21 protein-coding genes are annotated in these 22,375 nt (G+C 59.4%); 6 read left to right on the plus strand and 15 right to left on the minus strand.

The window, feature by feature from the left end; translation table 11 throughout:
• Positions 1-212: 212 nt before the first annotated feature.
• From ACR0AA_RS09855 to ACR0AA_RS09880, 6 genes are all read right to left on the minus strand, one after another.
• Positions 213-992 carry an SDR family oxidoreductase gene (locus ACR0AA_RS09855; protein ID WP_480664341.1) on the minus strand — a complete coding sequence of 260 codons (780 nt, stop codon included), beginning with the start codon at positions 990-992 and terminating at the stop codon, positions 213-215.
• A gap of 20 nt (positions 993-1,012) precedes the next feature.
• On the minus strand, positions 1,013-1,984 hold the full coding sequence (locus ACR0AA_RS09860) for a calcium/sodium antiporter (protein ID WP_480664343.1): 972 nt from the start codon (positions 1,982-1,984) through the stop codon (positions 1,013-1,015).
• Positions 1,985-2,152: 168 nt separating this feature from the next.
• Positions 2,153-2,950: a S49 family peptidase gene (locus tag ACR0AA_RS09865; protein ID WP_480664345.1), complete on the minus strand. Its 798-nt coding sequence runs from the start codon at positions 2,948-2,950 to the stop codon at positions 2,153-2,155.
• A gap of 121 nt (positions 2,951-3,071) precedes the next feature.
• Positions 3,072-3,833 (minus strand): ABC transporter permease, encoded by a 762-nt coding sequence (locus ACR0AA_RS09870; RefSeq protein WP_480664347.1) that lies wholly within the window; start codon positions 3,831-3,833, stop codon positions 3,072-3,074.
• Positions 3,830-4,759 (minus strand): ABC transporter ATP-binding protein, encoded by a 930-nt coding sequence (locus tag ACR0AA_RS09875; RefSeq protein WP_480664349.1) that lies wholly within the window; start codon positions 4,757-4,759, stop codon positions 3,830-3,832. Before ACR0AA_RS09875 ends, ACR0AA_RS09870 begins: the two co-directional genes overlap by 4 nt.
• A gap of 100 nt (positions 4,760-4,859) precedes the next feature.
• Complete coding sequence (locus ACR0AA_RS09880; RefSeq protein ID WP_480664351.1) at positions 4,860-6,125, minus strand: TAXI family TRAP transporter solute-binding subunit; 1,266 nt, start codon at positions 6,123-6,125, stop codon at positions 4,860-4,862.
• 123 nt (positions 6,126-6,248) lie between these two features.
• On the opposite strand from ACR0AA_RS09880, the gene ACR0AA_RS09885 reads away from it, so the two are divergent.
• Positions 6,249-7,358, plus strand: a complete 1,110-nt coding sequence (locus ACR0AA_RS09885) for a CaiB/BaiF CoA transferase family protein (protein ID WP_480755925.1) — start codon at positions 6,249-6,251, stop codon at positions 7,356-7,358.
• Positions 7,359-7,414: 56 nt separating this feature from the next.
• Here the strand turns inward: ACR0AA_RS09885 and hemE are convergent, their stop codons facing one another.
• Complete coding sequence (gene hemE / locus ACR0AA_RS09890; protein WP_480664355.1) at positions 7,415-8,449, minus strand: uroporphyrinogen decarboxylase; 1,035 nt, start codon at positions 8,447-8,449, stop codon at positions 7,415-7,417.
• Between the two features lie 108 nt (positions 8,450-8,557).
• Here hemE and hemC point away from each other — a divergent pair, with 108 nt between their 5' ends.
• Positions 8,558-9,517 (plus strand): hydroxymethylbilane synthase, encoded by a 960-nt coding sequence (hemC, locus tag ACR0AA_RS09895; RefSeq protein WP_480664357.1) that lies wholly within the window; start codon positions 8,558-8,560, stop codon positions 9,515-9,517.
• A gap of 229 nt (positions 9,518-9,746) precedes the next feature.
• Here hemC and ACR0AA_RS09900 read toward each other — a convergent pair whose 3' ends face one another.
• The 8 genes from ACR0AA_RS09900 to ACR0AA_RS09935 are packed head-to-tail and all read right to left on the minus strand — an operon-like array spanning position 9,747 to position 18,720.
• The gene (locus ACR0AA_RS09900; protein ID WP_480664359.1) at positions 9,747-11,021 is read right to left on the minus strand and encodes an aspartate aminotransferase family protein; all 1,275 of its coding nucleotides are present in this window, start codon (positions 11,019-11,021) and stop codon (positions 9,747-9,749) included.
• A gap of 1 nt (position 11,022) precedes the next feature.
• The gene (locus ACR0AA_RS09905) at positions 11,023-12,126 is read right to left on the minus strand and encodes a mandelate racemase/muconate lactonizing enzyme family protein (protein ID WP_480664360.1); all 1,104 of its coding nucleotides are present in this window, start codon (positions 12,124-12,126) and stop codon (positions 11,023-11,025) included.
• On the minus strand, positions 12,123-13,229 hold the full coding sequence (locus ACR0AA_RS09910; RefSeq protein WP_480664362.1) for a mandelate racemase/muconate lactonizing enzyme family protein: 1,107 nt from the start codon (positions 13,227-13,229) through the stop codon (positions 12,123-12,125). Before ACR0AA_RS09910 ends, ACR0AA_RS09905 begins: the two co-directional genes overlap by 4 nt.
• Positions 13,226-13,483: a cupin domain-containing protein gene (locus ACR0AA_RS09915; protein ID WP_480664397.1), complete on the minus strand. Its 258-nt coding sequence runs from the start codon at positions 13,481-13,483 to the stop codon at positions 13,226-13,228. The genes ACR0AA_RS09910 and ACR0AA_RS09915 overlap by 4 nt, the downstream gene beginning before the upstream one ends.
• A 23-nt stretch (positions 13,484-13,506) precedes the next feature.
• Entirely contained in the window at positions 13,507-14,613 is a 1,107-nt protein-coding gene (locus tag ACR0AA_RS09920) for a mandelate racemase/muconate lactonizing enzyme family protein (protein WP_480664364.1), read from the minus strand.
• Positions 14,610-15,188 (minus strand): dimethylsulfonioproprionate lyase family protein, encoded by a 579-nt coding sequence (locus tag ACR0AA_RS09925; protein WP_480664366.1) that lies wholly within the window; start codon positions 15,186-15,188, stop codon positions 14,610-14,612. The genes ACR0AA_RS09920 and ACR0AA_RS09925 overlap by 4 nt, the downstream gene beginning before the upstream one ends.
• Complete coding sequence (locus ACR0AA_RS09930; protein ID WP_480664368.1) at positions 15,185-16,267, minus strand: alcohol dehydrogenase family protein; 1,083 nt, start codon at positions 16,265-16,267, stop codon at positions 15,185-15,187. Before ACR0AA_RS09930 ends, ACR0AA_RS09925 begins: the two co-directional genes overlap by 4 nt.
• On the minus strand, positions 16,267-18,720 hold the full coding sequence (locus ACR0AA_RS09935; RefSeq protein ID WP_480664370.1) for an FAD-dependent oxidoreductase: 2,454 nt from the start codon (positions 18,718-18,720) through the stop codon (positions 16,267-16,269). The genes ACR0AA_RS09930 and ACR0AA_RS09935 overlap by 1 nt, the downstream gene beginning before the upstream one ends.
• Positions 18,721-18,788: 68 nt before the next feature.
• Between ACR0AA_RS09935 and ACR0AA_RS09940 the strand changes: the two genes are divergently transcribed.
• From ACR0AA_RS09940 to ACR0AA_RS09955, 4 genes are read left to right on the plus strand one after another with little or no spacing between them, the layout of a single operon-like run.
• Positions 18,789-19,676, plus strand: coding sequence for a MurR/RpiR family transcriptional regulator (locus tag ACR0AA_RS09940; protein WP_480755926.1), 888 nt, complete (start codon positions 18,789-18,791; stop codon positions 19,674-19,676).
• Positions 19,673-20,761, plus strand: coding sequence for an aromatic ring-hydroxylating oxygenase subunit alpha (locus ACR0AA_RS09945; protein WP_480664374.1), 1,089 nt, complete (start codon positions 19,673-19,675; stop codon positions 20,759-20,761). Before ACR0AA_RS09940 ends, ACR0AA_RS09945 begins: the two co-directional genes overlap by 4 nt.
• A 19-nt stretch (positions 20,762-20,780) precedes the next feature.
• Positions 20,781-21,599, plus strand: a complete 819-nt coding sequence (locus tag ACR0AA_RS09950) for a hypothetical protein (protein WP_480755927.1) — start codon at positions 20,781-20,783, stop codon at positions 21,597-21,599.
• A gap of 24 nt (positions 21,600-21,623) precedes the next feature.
• On the plus strand, positions 21,624-22,364 hold the full coding sequence (locus ACR0AA_RS09955) for a sulfotransferase-like domain-containing protein (RefSeq protein WP_480755928.1): 741 nt from the start codon (positions 21,624-21,626) through the stop codon (positions 22,362-22,364).
• Positions 22,365-22,375 lie beyond the last annotated feature (11 nt).

Below are 22,375 nucleotides of genomic sequence, written 5' to 3' on the forward strand. Positions count from 1 at the left end.
GTGGATAACCATGAAGATAAGTTTCTCAGCTTGGCGAATTCCCCTTAATTCATTAAGAAAACCTTGATTTGCACAAAAATTGGGCAGATATGTAACTATTTGTTTTTATTTAAAATAATTTCATTCACAAGGCAAGTGTATGAAAAAAAAGACAATTTTGTAACGTGCAGGTAACAGGATCGAGAGCGGTGCAAAACTTGCAGCGATTTTACCTATTCAAGGCCCACGACGTCTGGCGTTTTCCAACCCAGATGCTGACCACCATCCACGCACAAAAGCTGACCAGTGACAGAGTGTGCGTCCAGAAAATACCCCAAAGCGGCGGTGATATCCGACTGGTTTGCCCCCCGTTTCAAAACCGTATTTGCCCGCTGCGCCTTGAAGTGGTCTTCGCTTTGCCGATGGCCTTGCATCGTGGGGCCCGGCCCGATTGCGTTGACCCGTATCGCCGGCGTCAGAGCCTGCGCCGAGGTGCGGGTCAGCGCCCACAAACCCATCTTGGCGATCGTGTATGTCATGAATTCCGGCGTCAGCTTGCGAACGCGCATGTCGACCATGTTCACGATCAGACCGGTGGCAACTGGCTCACCCGCCTCGTCCGTTTCCTCCTTTAGCCCCTGGGCGGCCATGGCCTGCGTCAAAACGAAGGGCGCGCGCAAATTGCTATCGAGGTGCCTGTCCCAGCTTTGCCGCGTGGCCGAGTGGATATTGTCGTATTCAAAGATCGACGCGTTATTCACCAGACAGGTGATCGGCCCGCCCAGCGCGTCTGCCGCGCGGGGCAGCAAGGTTTGGACCTGCGCCTCGTCCAGCAGATCCGCCTGCAGAGCGACCGCTTTGCGCCCAAGCGCCTGTACCTCGGCCACGGTGACCAAAGCGGGCTGCTCTGACGTTGCATAGTGCACGGCAACGTCATACCCCCGCCCGGCCAGATACAGGGCCATTGCCCGACCAAGTCGAATTCCGGCACCAGTCACCAAGGCTCGGGTCATGGATCTCCCCCTATGTCAGATCACGCCAGCAGGGAAACGATGTATACGGCGTACAGCAACGTCAACACAAAGCCCCAGACACGTGTGATATCTTTTTTTAAGAACACGAACGGGATCAGCAACAGCGATGCGCCCAGCATGACCCAAAGATCGAACTGCAGGAATTCCGGGTCCACAGGGATTCGCCCAAACCACGTGGCGATGCCGACAATTGCCAGCAGGTTGAACATGTTCGAGCCGATCACGTTTCCCAAGGCGACATCAGCCTGCCGGCGCAGCGCTGCCATCACGGTCGTCGCCAGTTCCGGCAGAGAAGTACCTACAGCGACCAGTGTCAAGCCAATCACGGTTTCGCTGACACCATAAGTGCGGGCAATGATCGTTGCGTTGTCGACCAGCAGGTGCGCGCCCATCGGCAAACCGATCAGGCCAAGGACCAGATAGATCGACAACTTCCAATACGGCATGTCCGGGTCGGCCTCTTCGAGACCTTCCAATTCTTCCAGTTCGTCCTCTTCCGCGCAGGCCGCGCCGCAGGCTTTGCGATGGGCATGTGCCTCGTGAAACGCATTCCAAAGGACCAATGCCAATCCCGCCAGCAGGATGGCACCGCTGGTCAGGTTAAATACGCCGCAGAATGCCAACCCGATGAACAACACCGTCGCCAACAGCATGAAGACATAGTTCTTTCGGCTGTCACACTCGCTGGTGTGCAGCGTGGCCAGCAATGCCGGCAAACCCAGAACCAGCAGGACATTCGCCGTGTTCGAGCCAACCACGTTACCCAAAGCAATCCCGGGCGCATTTTCCTTGATCGCGCTGATCGCAATCAAAAGCTCGGGGGCTGAGGTGCCGAAAGCCACAATTGTCAGGCTGACAATCAGGGCTGGAACCCCAAGACGCAGGCTCAGGTTCACCGCCCCGCGTACCAGTGCATCACCCGCCAAAAGCAGGATCAGCAATCCAAGGCCGGATAACAGCCATGCCGTCATGTACGGCCTCCTTTTTCGCAGGCACAGGGGCCTTTACCGATCCTGAACCGTCCACAGCGCGGACATCTTGCAGATTGCAGCTTTTTCTGCCCCGGAAAGCGCAGCTTGCCGAACATTGCCAGGACGCCCATGGCAATCAGAAACAGGGTGACAATCTTGATAATCACGTCACAAACCGAAACGCGCGTAGGCCGCCCGCTCCTCAAGCCCGGCCACGGCGTCCTGCGCCAGAGAGGCCCCGAACCGCGTCCAGATCGGTTTGCGCAGCCCATAACGACGGAATTTCACCTTTTCGCCGAACCGTTCCTGCAACTTCGGTTTCAGATGCGCGACGCCTTCAATCAGTCCCAGTTCCTGAGCACGTCTGGCCAGCCAAACCTCGCCCGTGAACAGATCCGCGCTTTGATCCAGCTTGTCGCCGCGGCGGGCTTTGACATGCTCAATGAAGTTCTTATGGATGTCGCCCAAAAGACCCTGCAGCCGCGCGACGTCCTCTTCTTTTTCCGGCGCGAACGGGTCGAGCATTGATTTCGATTTGCCCGCCGTATGGACGCGCCTTTCGATGCCTTGCCGCGCCAGGAAGATATGCGCGCCAAATCCGGCAGAGATGACTCCGATCGACCCCAGAACCGAACTGTCATCAGCCCAGATCTCGTCGGCCGCAGCAGCCAGCCAATAGCCGCCGGATGCCGCAACATCCTCGACAAAGGCAATGACGGGAACCTCAAGCTCTTCCGACAGCCGCCGGATGCGTGCCCCGATCAGAGAGCTTTGGACCGGCGAACCGCCGGGCGAGTTGATCTCAAGCGCCACGGCCGCAGGCTTACCTTTACGAAACGCCTTTTCCAGAACAGGGGCCAGTGCGGTGTCGTTCAACGACCCGCGCCCCGCCATTCCGATGGCGCCCGACAAACGGACCACGGCCACGAGGGGCTGTTTTTTGACAAACGGCAGGCTGAGTTTCATGGGTGCCGATGTAGAGTGCGGCTGGCCCCTAAACAAGGGACCGTTCAAGCCTTAGACGCGACGTGAACCAAATTCCCACACATGGCGGGCAAAAATGCAACGCCCCGGGCTAATCAATACACTAGCTGCGAATGCGCCAGCCTGTTTTGAAGATCCACCCGATCACCGCCAGACAAATCCCGGTGAAGGCCAGAATCGCCAACAGGCTAAAACCGATAGGGACATCTGCCAGCCCATAGAAGGACCAGCGGAACCCGGAAATCAGGTAAACGACCGGATTGAACAAAGTGATCGTCTGCCAGAGCGGCGGCAGCATCGAGATTGAATAGAAAGTTCCACCCAGAAAGATCAGCGGTGTCACCACCAGCTGAGGAACCAGCGACATCTGTTCAAAATTGCTAGCCCAGATGCCGATGATAAAGCCCAGCAGCGAGAAACTGAGGCATGACAGGATCAGGAAGGCTGCCATGGCAAAGGGGTGTTCGATGCGTATGTCCACAAAAAACGTGGCCGTAACCAGGATCACCAGCCCGACAAACAACGACTTTGTGGCGGCGGCACCAACATAGCCGATCACGATCTCGATAAAGTTCACCGGAGCGGACAATAACTCGTAGATCGTGCCCAGAAACTTGGGAAAATATATGCCGAATGAGGCGTTGGATATTGCCAGCATCACAACCGACAGCATGATCAGCCCCGGCACGATGAATGCCCCGTATGATACGCCTTCGACCTCTTGAATGCGGCTGCCGATAGCGGTGCCGAAGACCACGAAGTACAGCGAGGTCGACAGAACAGGCGACAAGAAGCTCTGCGCCAGAGTGCGGAAGAACCGGGCCATCTCAAACCGGTAGATGGCGGCAATGGCGGACCAGTTCATGCGGGTTCTCCGGACACAAGGTTCACGAAAATCTCTTCCAGGCTCGACTGGCGGGTTTGCACGTCGCGCAACACCAGCCCCGCCTGCGCCACATCGTTCAGCAACGTAGTGATACCGGTGCGATCCGCGTGCGTGTCATAGGTATAAACCAGCGCGTCACCATTGCCGTTCAGAGTCAGGTTATGCGCGGCCAGACAATCGGGAATGGTCGAGATCGGTTCGGTCAGCATGACCTCGATCTGCTTCTTTCCCATCTGGGCCATCAGGGTGTCCTTGTCCTGAACCAAAAGCAGCTCACCCTTATCGATCACACCGACCCGGTCGGCGATGGCCTCGGCCTCTTCGATGTAATGCGTGGTCAGGATGATGGTGACCCCGGCCTGTTTCAGTTCGGCCACGATCTCCCACATGTCCTTGCGCAATTCGACATCAACACCGGCGGTCGGCTCATCCAAGAACAGTACACGCGGCTCATGCGCCAGAGCCTTGGCAATCAGCACGCGGCGTTTCATGCCGCCGGACAACTCCTTGATCGCATTCTTACGCTTGTCCCACAGCGACAGCTTGCGCAGGATCTCTTCGATCCGCGCATTGTCGCTGCCATGCCCGAACAGGCCACGCGAGAACCGAACCGTGTTCCAGACCTTCTCGAACGGCTCAAGCGCGATTTCCTGAGGCACAAGTCCGATCATCTTGCGCGCCGCGCGGAACTCGTTCTGGATGTCATAACCGCCCACCGTAACCGTGCCCGAAGTAGGCGTCGTAATACCGCAAATCGTTGAAATCAAAGTCGTCTTGCCTGCCCCGTTCGGCCCAAGCAACGCCAGAATTTCACCCTGCTCGATATCCAAGGACACGCCTTTGAGCGCCTCGAATCCGTCGGCGTAGGACTTTCGCAAATCCCTGATGGACACAATGGTTGTCATGCACTTTCCCTGTTCTGGCGGGCACATTACCCCGGCACACCAACACATAACAGGTCAATTTCGCACATTGTTCTGCGCTTTTTTGTGGGAAAACGCCGCTTCAGTCTCGGCCGTTTTGCTGCATCTCGGCAATGCGTTTTTGAACCAGTTCAACGTGCAACCGGGCATCGTATTGCCCTTGCCGATAAGCCGCGGGCAATCGCAATGTGGCCAGGCGTTCATCCAAAGCGCTCAGGTGTGACTGCATCTCGCGCAGTTCATTGGTGTCGGGGTTGCTGGCCAGTTCCTGCTCGATTTCCCGAATCTCGGGGTAGTGCTGCCAGACCCGCCACCGCATCGCGTAGGCATAGGCCAAGGGCACAAGCCGTATCAGAGGGACGACTATGAAGAAGAACGGCAGCAACAACAAAAGAACACGATTGATCTGCGCTGCGATCCAATAAGGCAGCCAGTTGTGCCATGTTGAAGGACCATCTAGGATCAGTTGCCGGGCTGTATTGCTGATGGTCATGCCCGCCCCCTCGATGTTGGGAAACGCCCCGGGATCAGAAAGGATGCCGCGCGCGCCGTGCAGTTCAAGCGCCGCCGTCGTCAGGCGGTTGATCTGCGCGGGATGTAAATCCGGGCGCACCACCAGGCGGGCTTCGATGGCGATCAGCTCGACCGGTCGGGGCGGCAGAACCGGATCCAGCGACATGCCTCCAGCCGGAACCGTTACGACCGTTGCATATTCCAGACGACGTGAGATCGCCTGTACATGGTCCAGAGCCAGCACGCGCAACCCCGGTTCGTCGTAAGCAGCCTTCAGGTAAGGGGCTTCGATCGGGGCGACATAGACAGCGATATCCAACTCTCCGGCCAGCAAAGCCGCCGCCGCGTCGGCATAGGGAATCGAGAAATGCGTGTTGTCCGCCTCAGTCAAACCCACGGCCCTTTCGAAATCCCGAAACGCCGCAGCCGTGCCGGATCCCGGTGCGCCGCTGTTGATCCGCAACCCGGACCAAAGCGCCGGGTTTGGCGGGATGGCAGCGGCTTCGTTCACCAAAAAGATGATGGGTTCAAAAAACACAGCACCGACGGCCTCGGCCTTCGCGGGGTCCACCCGGATGCCGCCCTGCAGAAACGCAGCATCGACATCGCCCGCGTTCAACAGTTCTGCATTCTCGACCGAACCGGCGGTTTCGAGAATGTCCAGCCGAATGTCGTCCCGCGCCAGAATCTCGGCATAGTCCTGCGCCACGGTTTCATAAGCACCACCGGCCGGTCCCGCCGCCAACAGAAAACTGCCCGGAGGGTGCAGTCGCGCCAAAACACCTGCCAAAACAGCCAGCGCAACGGCGCTGCCAAAAAGGATCCACAACCGCATCCGGGCCTCACTCTCCATCCGGCGTCGAACGCTAATGACCGTGCGTCATTCTGGCAAGGCGGCATAATCCGACCTTGCCATTCGCCCACAACCCCGAAACCCTGCGCCGGCAGGAGGACCGCGATGCTCAACGGAATTCAGGTAATTGAAATCGAGGGATTGGGGCCCGGCCCTTTCGCAGCCATGTTGCTGGCCGATCTGGGTGCGGATGTCATCACGATCCACCGCAGAGGCCAGCCCGCCGTGCCGGGCATGCCGGAACAATCCGTCCTGGATCGTGGCAAACGCTCGATTGCCCTGAACTTGAAGGAATCAGCGGATCTGGAGATCGCCAAACGCCTGATCGCCTCGGCCGATGCCCTGATCGAAGGGTTCCGCCCCGGTGTGATGGAGAAGCTGGGGCTGGGCCCGGATATCTTCAAGGATAGTAACCCAAGGCTGGTCTACGGCCGCATGACAGGATGGGGACAAGACAGCCCGCTGTCCGAAACCGCAGGGCATGATCTGAACTACATCTCGCTGTCCGGCGCGCTCTGGTATGCGTCCGGTCCCGACCAGCCCCCCCAGACCCCGGCGACATTGGTCGGCGATATCGGCGGCGGGGCGATGTATCTGGTTGCGGGAATTCTTGCCGGTCTTTTGAACGCACAGCGAACGGGTCAAGGCACGGTCGTCGACGCCGCCATATATGATGGCTCGGCCCATATGATGAACCTGTTGATGAGCATGCGCCAAACCGGAAACCTGTCAGAGTCGCGTGGGCAAAGCCTGCTGGACGGCCCCCATTGGAGCCGGACCTACAAATGCGCCGACGGAAGGTTCGTGACCGTTCAGTGCCTGGAACCCAAATTCTACGCCGAATTTCTGCAGAAACTGGGGCTGTCGGACGATCCCTATTTCCAAAAACAGTACGTCCCGGCGCTCTGGCCCGAGCTTACGCACCGCCTGACTGAAGTTTTCGCCACCAAACCCCGCGACCACTGGGCCGCCTTGTTCGAAGGGTCGGATGCTTGCGTCGCGCCAGTTCTAAGCCCGCAAGAGGCGCAGGCGCATCAAATGAACGCCGCGCGCCAAACATGGGTCGACCACGACGGGACATTTCAGGCAGCCGCTGCGCCCCGCTTTTCCACCGCAATGTGGCAGCCGAAACCCAGCCCCCAACGCGGCGAGCACACAGAGGACATTCTGGACGAACTCAACGCAAAGCTACCGCCCGCCTCTTCACCTGGCTGAAAGTATCTCGGGGATGAATTGGCCACATGCCAAGAAGGGGGCTGGCCCCCTCCCCTTTAGCGTCCGCGCACAGTGTCGATCATCAGTTGCACGTTCTCCGGATCTGCATCCGGGGTAATCCCATGACCCAGATTGAAAATATGCGGCCCTTTCGAGAATGCCTCAACGATCCGGCGTGTCTCGTCCACCAGAGCCTGCCCACCCGTGACCATGTGTGACGAGGCCAGATTACCCTGAACACAGCCATCCACCTGAACATGATCGGCGGCCCATTCGGGTGATACCGAATTGTCCAGCGCGACGCAGTCCACGCCGGTGGCCTTGGCAAAACCGATATAGCCATCGCCCGCCTCACGCGGGAAGCCGATCACCGGGATGCCGGGATGACGCTGCTTGATGGCTTGCGTGATCACACGGCAAGGCTCGACCGCGTATTTCTGAAACGCCTCGCCCTTCAGCGACCCGGCCCAGCTGTCGAAGATTTTGACAACTTCGGCGCCAGCTTCAATCTGGGCGGAAAGGTACTCGATCGTTGCCAGTGTGATCCGGTCCAGCAGAGCCTCGAACAAGGCCGTGTTCTCTTCGCGCAAGGCATGGGCCGGACCCTGATCCGGTGTTCCGCGCCCGGCAATCATGTAGGTCGCCACAGTCCAAGGCGCGCCCGCGAAGCCGATCAGCGTCGTCTCAGATGGCAACTCGCGCGACAGGATCCGCACGGTTTCGTAAACGGGCGACAGGGTTTCGTGGATATCCGCAACCGGCTTCAGCGCGTCAAATTCGGACTGCTGCGTGATCGTCGACAGACGCGGCCCCTCCCCCGTGACAAACCACAGGTCAGCGCCCAGCGCCTGCGGCACCAGAAGGATATCGGCAAACAGAATCGCCGCGTCAAAGCCATATCGGCGGATCGGCTGCAACGTGACTTCGGCGGCCAGCTCGGGGTTGTAGCACAACGACAGGAAGTCGCCGGCCTGCGCCCGTGTCGCGCGATATTCTGGCAGATACCGCCCGGCTTGGCGCATCATCCAGATCGGCGGCACATCCTGTACTTCACCCGCCAGCGCCCGCAGCAGTTTCTTTGTCTCGGCCATCTTTGTCCCCAATCGTCTGGTTTGCGGCAAACGGGTCTGCCTTCGGCGGCAATTTGTCAAGGTCTGCCCCCATTGTCAGGGCAATGTGACGCGACTAAAGCTGTGCACATGACACTGACCCTGCCAACCCCCGCATCACCGCTCAAGATCGGCACTCGTGGTTCACCGCTGGCGCTGGCGCAAGCTTATGAAACCCGTGAACGGCTGGGCAAAGCCTTTGATCTGCCCGAAGAGGCGTTCAACATCGTGGTGATCAAGACCACCGGCGACAACCGCGCCATGATCGACGCGGATCGCCCGTTGAAGGAAATCGGCAACAAGGGCCTGTTCACCAAGGAAATCGAAGAGGCGATGCTGAGCGGCGAGATCGATATCGCCGTACACTCAACCAAGGACATGCCCGTGGAACAGCCCGCCGGGTTGGTTCTGGACACGTTCCTTCCGCGCGAAGATGTGCGCGACGCCTTCATTTCGCCAAACTTGAGATCGATCCACGATCTGTCGCAAGGCGCGGTGGTCGGCACCTCGTCATTGCGTCGCCGGGCACAATTGCTGAACCGGCGTCCCGATCTGAAGGTCGTTGAGTTCCGCGGCAACGTGCAGACGCGCCTCAAAAAGCTGGCCGATGGTGTAGCGGACTGCACGTTCCTGGCCATGGCGGGCATCCGGCGCCTGAACATGGACGATGTCCCCGCGACCGCGATCGCCCCTGAGGATATGTTGCCCGCAATCGCACAGGGCACGATCGGCATTGAACGGCGAAGCGACGATACCCGCGCCGCCGAAATGCTTGAAGCGATCCATGACAACGAAACCGGATATCGGCTGGCGGCCGAACGGGCGCTGCTGGCAGCTTTGGACGGATCCTGTGAAACCCCCATCGCGGGTTTGGCAGAAATACGGGACGGCCAATTGCGTCTGCGTGGGGAAGTACTGCGCCCCGACGGATCCGAGGCAATTTCCGAAGAGGCCAAAGGTGCCATCGCAGACGGCGCTCAGATGGGTCGCGCCATGGCAGAAACCTTGCTGAAACAGGCAGGCCCGGGGTTCTTCGATTGGAGAAACTAAAAAATTTATGAAATGTGAACTACTTCACTGTGGGTGAGCCAATAATCATGCATGACTAAGGCACACCGATTGAGAAGTCGGGTCGATCTCGAAAATGTCGAAAGTTTTTTAGTTCGTTCTTTTTTTGTAAGTGGTATTCGAGGGGGCGAGACCTGACCCTGAAATCCGATCAGTTAGGGCCGCTGTCAGCAATGACAGCGGCCCGCTTAATTTTACCCCCTGACACTCTTCAGGCGCTGATCGCCTGAACTGCTTTTTCGACGGCCAGTCGCGTCTGGTCCAGATCAGCTTCGGTCACGGCCAGCGACGGATAAAGCTTGCCCGGTGCTTTGAACACTCCGTTGGCCCGTAGGATGTTGTTGTAGAGCGCATTGCGCTGAGGATCGTCGTGTTTTGCGCTGCGATAATCACGACAATCTCTGTCGGTGAAATAGACGTCGAATAAGGTTTCGTCGCCGCAGATCTGATGTGGAATGCCTGCCTTGGTCAGCGCGTCCACCTGCATCTGCTGTAACTGCGATCCGATCCCGCGCAGGCGATCATAGACACCATCGCGCCGCAGGATCTCCATGGTCTTTAATCCGGCGACCGAGGCGACAGGATTGCCAGACAAAGTCCCCAGCTGCATCAGCCAGCCTTCCTCGCCTACTTGCGCCTTGTCGAAATGCTTCATGATCTCGGCACTTGCGCCGGTCGCCGCCAGAGGGAAGCCGCCGCCCGTAATTTTGCCCAAAGTGCAGATATCAGGCGTCACGCCATACTTCTCTTGCGCACCACCATATGCGAGGCGGAATCCAGTAACGATTTCATCGAAAATGAGCAGGACATTGTGTTTGTCGCAAAGTTCCCTCAACCCCTGAAGGTATCCGGGCGCCGGAGGGATGATACGCTGCAACGGCTCGACCATGATCGCGGCAATGTCGTCGTGTTCATCCAGCAGATTGGCGACAGCTTCCAGATCATTGAACGGTGCGATCAGCATCTGCTCGGCCACGCCTTCGGGGATGCCAGCGCTGTCCGGAACCGCCTGAGGGAAGTTGACATTACGGCTTGGGGCAAGACTCATCTGTGCCTCGGCGCTCATACCGTGATAACCGCCTTCGAATTTCAGGATCTTGTTGCGCCCTGTATAGGCCCGCGCCAAACGGATCGCGTACATGTCCGCCTCACCGCCCGAGGCCACGAAGCGGACCTGCTCGCAACACGGTACAGCATCGATGATGGCCTCAGCCAGTTCGATGCCCCTGGCGTTGTTGGCAAAGAACGTCATGCCCTTGGGCAGTTGTTCCAAAACGGCTTCCATGACTTCGGGATGGCCATGGCCCAGCAACATCGGGCCAGAGCCGATCAGGTAGTCGATGTACTCATAGCCATCCTCATCCCAGACATGGCTGCCTTCACCACGGGAAATGATGATGCCCGGGTCGAAATTGCCAAACCCTCCGGCGGGCAGAACCTCGTTTGCGCGGGTAATCCATTCGGATTGGGTGTTGATTTTCAGCATGTCAAACGATCTCCAATATTGGCAGGCCAAGCACTCCGGGGTCTGGCACAACACCTAACCCCGGACCTTCGGGCGGGGCAATCCGGCCGTTGTCACGGTTTGGTGCATCCGGGCAGACGCGTGGGGATACATAAGAGGACAGGTCACAGGTGTTCATCAACGACCCGTGCGGGGTCGAGGCCGCAAAGTGCAACGATGCGGCTGTGACGATGTCCGAACCCCAGGTGCATTCGGCACAAATCTCAGCGCCCAGATGCACGGTCAGATCCCGCGCGCGGCGCATGGCTGACAAGCCGCCGAACTTCGACAGTTTCAGGGCGACGGCATCCATGCAGCCCAGTTCATGCGCCCTTAGCAGCGAGGCCAGATCATGCGCGTTTTCATCGATCTTCATCGGCAGGCCGGTTGCCTGCCGCACGGCGGCACAGTCCTCAAGCGTTTTGCAGGGCTGTTCCAGCATCACATCCAGATGCGCCACCGCCCTGCCCGTTCTCGTTGCCTGCAACCGCGAGGCACCGCAATTCCAGTCGCCATAAACCAGCGGCCCCGGTCCCACAGCCTCGCGTACCTTGGTCAGCCGTTCCGCATCGGCCTGCCAGTTGCCTTCAACCCCCAGCTTGACCTGAAACTGACGAATGCCGGTCTGATAGGCCGTCTTTGCGATCCGCGCCATGTCGTCCGGTGCGATACAAGTGATCGAGTGATAGAGCGGCATATCCTTCCGCGTCCGCCCGCCCAGCAGCGCATAAACCGGCTGACCCGAGGCCTGCCCGAACAGGTCCCAAAGGGCGATATCCACCATGGACTTGGCATAGCGGTGCCCAAGCAAAAACCCGTCCAACTTGCGCATCGGTGCATCGACACCAAAGGGCGCCATGCCAAGGATTTCCGGCCCCATTTCGGCAATAGCTGCCGGAACGCCACCGGCGTAGGCGGGCAGGTAATGCGGGATCGGGCAGACCTCGCCCCAGCCCCTCAGACCAGTATCGGTTTCGAGGCACAGAATGTGGCTTTTGACCGTCGCGCAGGTCTTACCTTCGGCCATGTGATAGGTCTCGTGACTGGTCAGGTCGACCGACCAGAGCGTAATTTTGTTGATCCTCATTGGTAGACCCCAACCGGATCGCCCAGCGCATCCTCGTCAGGATGCACGCCAAGCCCCGGCGTTTCCGGCAGATGCAAGTGGCCGTCGACATTGCGCGGACCTCGCCCGCCCGCGATATCGACAGTGATCATGTCCTGACACGCCCAGACCGCGTGACAATTGTCGTCTGGGATCGTCGCCGCCAGATGCAGCGCCTCGGTATCGGCCAGAACCGATCCGCCTGTGGCCATCACGAACATGTCGATACCATGCGCCAGCGCGATATCCCGCATTCGGGCTGCTTTGGTCAGCCCGCCAACGCGGTTCAGCTTGATCCCGAAGACTTCGGCCAACCCGTCGCGGGCAATACGCGCAGCGTCCTGCAGTGTCACAAGGCTCTCGTCGACAGATACAGGCGAGGCATGTCGGCCGGAAATGGCGGCGATGTCATCCAGCGACTCGCCGGGTTGCTCGAATGTGACGTTCAGGTCTTCACAGGCGCTCATAACGCGCAGGGCCTGTTGCCGGGTCCAGCCACGGTTGACGTCATAGAGGACAATCTCACCCGGTCGCCGGATGCTTTCGACGTCACGTACGCGGGCGATATCTCGTTCCACATCGCCGCCGATCTTCACCGAATGGGCGACATAGCCGCGGCTGCGATACCGCTCCATCACTTCGCGCGTTTCCTCGACGCTTTTGGCCCCGACCGACGAGGCGATCGGGCGCGGAGTCCGCGACCCGCCGCCCATCAGATCGGCAATCGGCATTCCCGCCGCTTGCCCTGCAATATCCCAGCAGGCCATGTCGATGGGGCTTTTGGCGTAGAGGTGGCCGGGCAGAGCGATATCCATCGCACGTTCGACATCCAGCACCCGACGCGGATCAAGGCCCAGAATGAACGGAGCCATCGTCTGAATCCCGGCGCGAATACCCGGGCCATGCGCGGGCACATAGGTATGCCCCCACGGAGTACCTTCGCCCCAGCCGGTCAGGCCGCTATCCGTTTCGACCTTGACCAGCGTTGCGTCGAGCACTTCGAACTTCAACCGGCCACCAGACAACCAATACGGATGCTCGAGCGGCAGATCGACATGATAGACTGAGATTCGGGTAATTTTCATTTCAGTTCCACTTCAACAAAGGACATCGGTTCGTCCCCGGCATTGATCACGTTGTGCTCGACACCCTCGTCACGGCGATAGGCGGTTCCCGCTGGAACTGTTACGTCTTTGACAGAGCCGTCGGGCAATTCCAGCTGCATATGACAATCGGTGATTGCCGTGATGACGTAATCCATCACGTGACGGTGCCATCCCGTTTCAGCATCGGGCGCAAAGTCAAATCGCGTCACCCGAACGCGGGCGTCATCGATCATCTGGGTTGCAACGGCTTGCGGTCTCACAGGCTGAACTCCTCAATCGGCGCACCGAGGCTTTCGAAATCGGGCACTACGCCCATTCCTGGAGCATCCGGGGCATAGAGCTTGCCATTCCGCGACATTGGTCCGCCGATTCCGGTAGATCGGGTGTTGTAGTTCATCAAGTCGGTGGTGTTTTGCAGGTATTCGGGCGGCGTCGAGGCCGCAAAATGGGCGACAGCCGAGGTTGTGATTTCCCCACCCCATGTGTCTTCGCTGACCACCGGAATGCGGTTTTCGACGAGATAATCCCGCACCCGCCGCGCCTTGCTGAGCCCGCCAAGATTCGAAATCTTGAGACAGCAGATTTCGGCCCCTCGATCCGCAACGATGCGCTGCGCCATATGCATTCCGGTCAGGCATTCATCCAGCTTCATCGGTTGCTCGGCGACGCGGCGCACCTGCTGGCATTCCTCATAGGTCCGGCAGGGCTGTTCCAGGATGTAATCCAGATCCCGCGTTGCCCGCGCCACCCGGATCGCGTTGTCGACGCGCCAGCCCTGATTGGCATCGGCCATCGCCTTCTCACCCGGATTTAGCAGCGGGACGGTTGTACGAATGCGGTCAATGTCGGTGGCCCAGTCACCCCCGACTTTCACCTGAAACTGCCGATACCCCTGCGCGCGGTATCGGTCCATTTCGGCCACCGTCTCATCCACCGCTTTCTGCGGCGCGACCCGGTACATCGGCGCGCCATCCGTCAGCTTGCCACCCAGCAGCATCCAGACCGGCTGATCACAGGCCTTGCCCAGAATGTCCCAGCACGCCGCATCGAACGGAGCTTTGGCATATCCGTGACCCTGCACCAGTTGGTCCATCAGTTGTTCGATCCGCCCCGCCTGCCGTGGGTCTTCGCCCAGCAACTTAGGCGCGACCAATCTGGCCAGCGCCGCGACCCCTTGTGAATGGGCAACCATGTAGTTTTCGCCACAAGGCGTGAATTCACCGCAACCCTGTAGACCGGCATCCGTGTCGATGACGACAACAGATGCAATCGCCGTTTCAATCGCGTTACCCGCACCCCAGACATAGGCCCCGCCTACATATGGAAGCCCAGTCTGATAGACACGGATACGAGTGATTTTCATGCGGCGTCCATTTTTGGCAAATCGCCCATTCCCTCACCACGCCAGAGAACGAAGGTCAGGATCGGCTGATCGGTTGTGGTCATCGCATGGCTTTGCCAACTTTCGTGATGGCGTGTCTGGTTCGGGCCGACATAGGCTTCGTTCCCTTCCACCCGAAACGTCGCTCCGCCGCCTACGATTAGGTAAAGCTCCTCTGCCTGATGGCTGTGCCAATCATAATGCAGGCCCGCCCCCCAATAGGCGACATAGCCGCGCAATTGGGTAGAGTGGAAATGCCCGGTCGGGCCGAACAACTCGTAGTAACCATAACGATTGAGAAAATCGGCTCCGACCTCTTCCTCGGTATAGGTATGCTTCCATTGAGCCAGATGCGCAGTTGCCCTGATCGCATCGGTCAAGGACTGCGTCTCACCCTCGGTCGGGAATTCCGTTTGCTGAACCAGCTCCATCGCCGGAATCTGGTTTGGGCCCAGATCCGCCGCCACAAGGTCGTCAGGCCAATCGCCAAAGGCGGAAAGCTCTGGGTGCGATTGGTGCAGCCGCCGGGCAGCCTCAAGAACGTCGTCCAGTGTCATGGGGTCACCACGATGTTGCCGGTGTGTTGTTTGGCAATGAACGCGGCCTGAGCCTCACGCAGTTCCTCCAGGGGAAAGGTGGCGGCAAGCGCAGGCCTAATCTCTCCGGCCTCGATGTATTTCACAAGGTTCCGCATGACTTGCGGATCAATCACGGTCGAGCCGGTGAAGGTCAGGTCGCGTAGATAGAACGTTCGCAGGTCGAACTCGACAATCGGTCCGGCGATCGCACCCGAACATGTATACCGGCCACCACGTTCCAGAATGTCGATCAGGTTCGGCCAGTAAGGCCCACCCACAACATCAGCAACGACCGTGATCTTCTCGTCGCCTAGCGCTGCCCGCAGGTTTTCCGGCGCACGCGGTAGGATCACATCAGGGCCAAGTTCGGCCACATCCGCATGCTTTGCCTCAGACGCCATCGCGATCACGCGAGCGCCCCGGCGTTTGGCCAGTTGCACCAATGCGCCACCGACCCCTCCCGACGATCCGGGCACCAGAACAGTGTCGGCGTCGGTTACGTTGGCGCGGGTCAACATGCCCTCGGCCGTCGAATAGGAGCACGAGAACGTGGCAAGTTCGGCGTCCGACAGGTCGGACTGGATCGGAACGGCATTAACCGCCAGAGTCGTAGCATATTCGGCGAACCCGCCGTCTCTCTCCGAGCCGAAATAACCCGTCTTATCCTTGTTGCCCGGGTCCGCCGGGTTACGCAGCCACCCATCGGTGATAACACGCTCGCCGATCATCCTTGGATCGACACCTTCGCCTACGGCCACGATGTGACCGCAGATATCGGCTCCCTGAATGCGAGGGAAAGTGATTGGGTTGCCGCCCCAAGTGGGGTCCTCTTCGCCAACCTCTTCGAACGCTGCGCCGGTGGTCGCGTCGGTGACGGTCTTGGAATACCAGCCCGATCGCGTATTCACGTCCGTGTTGTTCAGGCCGCAAGCCGCAACCTTGATCAGCACCTCTCCGGCGGCGGGTTCGGGGCGCGGCCAGTCCTCGTGCAATACCATCTGTTCCAGTCCGCCATGGCCCATCGTGACCATGGCTTTCATTTTGTCGGGCAAGCTCATTATGCAGTCTCCAGAATGGCGTCAGTACGTGGCAGCAGGCTCTCGGGATCATAGGCTGGTTCGCCCAGAACGCGGGCTGCGCGCGGTTTGCCGTGAATTACAACTTGCAACTCGGTCCCGGCAGTGGCCGCCTCGGGTTTGATGTAGGCAAAGGCGAGGATCTTGCCGACTGTAGGGCCATAAGCCACCGAGGCGGTCGAGCCCACGACCTTCCCGTTTAACATGACAGCTTCGCCACCATGCCCGTCAATCTCACCATCCGGCTCGATCTCGAGGTAAGCACACACCCATGGCAGATCAGTGTTCAGGGTCTTGTCCTTGCCCAGAAACTCCTTGTCGGTACGGGCAAAACGCAGCACGTCGGCTTCGGCCAAGGTAACCTCGTTGGTCAACTCGCCCGCGCCTTTGAAACCCTTCTCCATGCGCATCACGTTCATGGCAAAGCTGCCGTAGTCGGTGATGCCGTGCGGCTCACCCGCTGCCCAAAGCGCGTTGTAGACATCGAGGCAGGCGGCGTTGGGCATGTGCAGTTCCCAGCCCAACTCACCGGCATAGGACATGCGGAAGGCCCAGACGTTGTGGCCCGCGATGGTGATTTCCTGCGCGGACAGCCAGCGGAACCCGGCATTGGTCAGATCGGCATCGGTGCAACGCGCCAGTACATCCCGCGAGCGGGGGCCGTTCAGCGTAAGGGCTGACCAATCCGCCGACAGGGCCGTGATCTGAACATCCTCATCCGCGCGCTGATGCGCCAGATGATCCAGCAGGCGCTGTTCGAAGAAGGCCGCGCAGACCAGATAGAACCGATCCTCAGCCATGCGGACAATCGTTGTCTCCAACTCGATCCGGCCACGGCGGTTCAGCATGTGGGTCAGGGTGATCGAGCCGACCTTCTGCGGCATCCGGTTGGCGGTCAAACGATCCAGCAGGGTATAGGCGTCCGGTCCCGAAACCTCGACCTTAGTGAAGGCGGTAACGTCCATGATGCCGACGCTCTCACGCACTGCTTTGACCTCAGCCGCGACCATGTCGTCAGCAGGGGTACGGCGGAAGGAATAGTGATCGCGCTGCTCTACTCCGTCCCGCGCAAACCATCGCGGACGTTCGAAGCCATAAACCTCTTCATGCACCGCACCCTTGGATTTGAGCAGCTCGTACAGTGGGGACGGTTTGATCGGACGCCCTTCCAAACGGTTGAAATGCGGGAACGGGATCTCGTGGCGCAGGCAGTAGTCTTCCTCGGCCTTGATCACCTGCCAGTCCTTGGTGGCATAGCTGCCGAAACGGCGGGGATCGAACTCGCGCATCGAGATATCCGCTGCGCCATGCACCATCCAACGTGCCAGCTCGCGGGTCAGACCCGGCCCCCAACCGATGCCGATCTGCGTCCCGCAGCAGCACCAATAGTTGCGAACGCCCGGCGCGGGACCGATCAGAGGGTTGCCATCTGGTGGATGCGAAATCGCCCCATGTACGTCGCGCTGAATGCCGAGTTCCGCAAAGATCGGCATCCGGTTCAGGCTTTCCTCAAGCCACGGCATCACCCGGTCGTAATCCGCATCGAACAGCCAGTTCTCGTATTCCCAGGGGCAGTGATCATGCCAGACCGAGTTCGGGTTCTCCTTCTCGTAAATCCCGATCAGCCCGCGCTGCTGCTCCATCCGTATGTAGCCCGAGACCTTGCGGTCATCGCGGATAACCGGCAGTTCCTTGTCCAGATTCTGAAACTCGGGCACCGGCTCGGTCACAAAATAATGGTGCGTCATCGAGGTCATCGGCAATTGCAGCCCGGACCATTCGCCCATCTGACGCGCATAGGTGCCGCCAGCGTTCACCACATGCTCGCAGGTGATGGTGCCCATCTCGGTTTCGACCACCCACTCGCCGTTGTCGGCCTGCGTGATGTTGGTGGCGCGGCAATTGCGGAAGATGTTGACACCTTTTTGACGCGCGCCTGCAGCCATCGCCATGGTCACGTTGGTCGGATCGACATGCCCGTCATCCGGAGTGTGCAACGCACCCAGAACACCTTCGAGATTGTAGTACGGGTGCAGCTCGGCCACCTTCTCAGGGCCGACGAGTTCGATATTAAAGCCCAGCGACCGGCCCACCGACAAGGTGTGACGCAGCCAGTCCATCTCATCCTCGGTATAGGCCAGACGGAACGAACCACAGCCATGCCATGTGACGGGCTGGCCGGTTTCAGCCTCCAACTGACCAGAGTACAGACCGATGTTGTAGTCCACACATTTGCCCAATCCAAAACTGGACGTCGAATGCGTGATCTGGCCCGCCGCGTGCCAGGTGCTGCCGCTGGTCAGCTCAGCCTTTTCCAGCAGGACGGTATCGTCGCCCCACCCTTCATGCGCCAGATGATAGGCCAGACCGACCCCCATGACACCTCCGCCCACGATGACCACGCGGGCATGTGACGGCAGATTCTTCTCGGACATGATTTTTCCTCTTCCCGAGTCGCGTTTCTGCTCGACAGGCTAATTCCACAAATGTACCATCGTCAATCATGAATGACACAAATGTATCATCTGCTGTCCTCGACCGCCTGAGTCAGGAGTGGGATGCCCTCACACCCGAGGCGCAAAAAGCGGCGCGTTACGTTCTGGAAAACCCAACGGATGTTGGGGTTTCGACGGTGCGCGAGATCGCCGAAGCGGCCAAGGTCAAACCCAACACTTTCGTGCGCATGGCGCGGCAGGTGGGGTTCGATGGATACGAGGATTTCCGCGCCCCGTTCCGCGATGCGATTCGGAAAGGGGGCTTGTCGTTTCCTGACCGCGCCCGTTGGTTGCAGGATATTGGCAAGTCGGGGGAACTGGGTGGCCTCTATGCCGATATGATCGGCGCCGCGATCCGAAATATCGAGGAAACCTTTGCCGGGATCGATGCCGATACCCTGAAGGCGGCCGCCGAAGACATCTGGAACTGCCGCCAGATTTTCACGCTGGGAGTTGGCGTCAACAACGCAAACGCGCGCAATTTCACCTATCTCGCCTCAACGGGGATGAAGCAGTTCCACGCGATCCCCCGGCCCGGCTCGACCCCGGTGGATGATCTGGCATGGGCTGACGAACAGGACGTACTGATCGCGATCACCTGCCACCCATATCGCACCGAAGTGATCGAGGCCGTGAAACTGGCCCGCGAACAGGGGCTGACGGTGATCGGTCTTTCCGACAGCCCGGCCAGCCCGATCATCCTGAACGCGCATCACGGCTTTGTCGTCGCCGCCGACACGCCGCAATTCTTTCCGTCATCCGTCTCGACTATCGCGTTGCTGGAAACGCTGCTGTCTTTCGTGATCGCAGTATCCAGCGATGAGATCGTCGAGCGGGTGGAACGGTTTCACCAACGCAGACACCAACTTGGCCTCTACGCGGAGGAGCCCGAATGAACGCACCCCTGACCCACTCATTGGATGCCCGATACTATACCGACCCTGCAATTTTCGAGCAGGAGATGCAGGGCCTTCTGGCCCGAACGTGGCAGTTTGCAGGCCATGTCGCACAGGTCCGGGAAACGGGGGATTACTTCGCTTTTGAAATCGCCGGGCAGAATCTTTTTTGCATTCGCGGCCGCGACGGCGAAATCCGCACCTTCTACAACGTCTGCCAGCACCGCGCGCATGAAATGGTGACCGGCGCGGGCAACACGCGCGTCGTCGTCTGCCCTTACCATGCCTGGACCTACGAGCTGTCCGGTCAATTGCGCGCCGGTCCCAACATCAAATCCGTCCCCGGTTTCGACCGCAACGCGATCTGTCTGACCTCAGTCCGTACCGAGGTCTTCAACGGTTTCATCTTCGTCAACCTCGACGATGACGCCGCCCCGATGGATGAATGGTACCCCGGCGTGCGCGAGGAAATCCGTGCCTTCGTCCCGCATATCGATGATCTGGAACCGCTCGAATGGGTCGAGATTCCTGAGAATTGCAACTGGAAGGTCAGTGTTGAGAACTACTCGGAGTGCTATCACTGCCCGACCAACCACCCGACCTTTGCCGAAGGCGTGGTCAAACCCGAGACCTATGACATTCAACCCGACGCAGGCGGCGGTTACGTCCTGCGCCACACGACCGAGTGCCAAAGCCTCGACAAGATGACCTATCCGATCGATCTGTCGGTTCCGCATGCGGGCGACTATCAGTCGTGGTTTCTGTGGCCGATGTTCTCGTTCCAGTGCTACCCTGGCAATGTGCTGAACACCTATCACTGGCGCGCGGGTGACGCCGACCACTGCACCGTCTGGCGCGGCTGGTACACTGAGGGCGGCTCGGAAAGCGCGGTGATCCGGCAACTGGCGGTACAGGACCGTGAAACAACGGTCGAGGAAGACATCCGTCTGGTCGAAAGTGTCCACCGCGGCCTGAAATCCCGCGGCTATCGCCCCGGGCCGCTGGTTCTGGACCCCGGCTGCGGCGTGATGTCGGAACACTCGATTGCTCGTTTGCAGCAATGGATGCGCGAGGCCGTGGATTAATGACCGAGGTGGCACACCCATGCTGATGCCCGAGGATTGGCGCCCGGAACACAAGCTATTCCCGCATCAGGTTGGCTTTACCAGCCCGCCTTTTGATTTCGATGCGGCGCCGTCAGACTTTCTGCGAATGTGCCCCGAAACGGTCGGTGTACATGGCTGGATGCTGCACGTCCCGAACTACGTGCACGGGCTGGATCAGAGGAAACAGAACTTTGGCATGCTTGAGGATTTCGTTCATTGCATGTCCCGCAACGGCGTCGACGTCTGCGGTCAGGTCGGATCGAACTGGGTCCACGCCTGCGGGCTTGGCGTCGAAGGGGTACGTCAGCACTGCGCGGATCTGTCGGACAAATACGGCACACAGTTTCACATGGCCGGATACGCAATGGTCGAAGCTTTGCGCGAGATGAATGTCGAAAAGGTTGCCCTGAACGCCGCCTATCACTGGCCCGAATGGTGGCAAGGTACGGTCGGGTTTCTGAACGAGGCCGGGTTTGACGTGCTCTACGCCGGAAATTTCCATGAACAGGGATGGTTCGACAGTCAGGAAGAGGTCAATTCCTACCGCTGGGTGTTTGACGGTGATCTCGCGATGAAAAGCTTCGAATACGTGGCCGAACAGGCCCCGCAGGCCGATGCGATCCTGATCAACGGCATGTGCAATTTCCGCACCGGGCCAAATGGCCTGCCGCAGCGCCCCCTGCATCTGGCGGATACGCTTGAGACCGCGCTGGGCAAACCTGTGATCGGCCACGACATCGCGCTGTATTGGCGCATCTTTAAATCCCTGAACCTCGCGCCTGACACACCGCACGGAGAACTTCTCCGACGGCTATAGACCTCACTTCAAAGGATCATCGACATGAACAAAATCCTCGCGCTCTGGGCGGTGCCCCGCTCTACGTCCACCGCTTTTGAATGGATGATGCGACAGCGCGGAGATCTGGATTGTCTGCACGAACCCTTTGGCGAGGCCTGGTATCAGGGTGAAGATCCGCTGTGGCACAGGTTCAAACCGGGCGATGTGACGACGCCGGGCCTGACACTGGACACAGTCTGGGCCGACATTCAGGCCCGCGCGCAGAAAGGGCCGGTCTTCATCAAGGACTTCCCGCATTACATCAATCACATGTGGGACGCCGAGTTTCTGTCGCATTTCAACCACGCCTTCCTGATCCGCGATCCGGCAAAGACTGTCACCTCGATGTACAAGCAATGGCCCGACTTTGCCGAAGGTGAGGTCGGCTTTCCAGAACAGCGCGCCCTATTCGATCTGTTGACCGCACTGAATGGCACGCCCCCGCCGGTTGTCGACAGCGATGACCTGCTGGAAAACCCGTACGCTATGACTGCGCGTTTTTGCGACGCGGTCGGGATTCCGTTTTTGGAAGACGCCCTGACATGGGAGCCCGGCGGCGATCCATCCGCCCACTCCTGGTGGGATGGCGGGTCGTTCCACGCCAACCTGGCCAATTCGACGGGGTTGGCTCCGCAGCCCCGCAAACATATCTCGATCACGGACGCGCCGGATCGGGTCAAACAGGTGTACCGCCGGATGAAACCCCACTACGACCACCTGTACAAAAATCGGCTGACGGGCTGATACACCGGAGA

The organism is Ruegeria sp. CE8, from assembly GCF_056537465.1.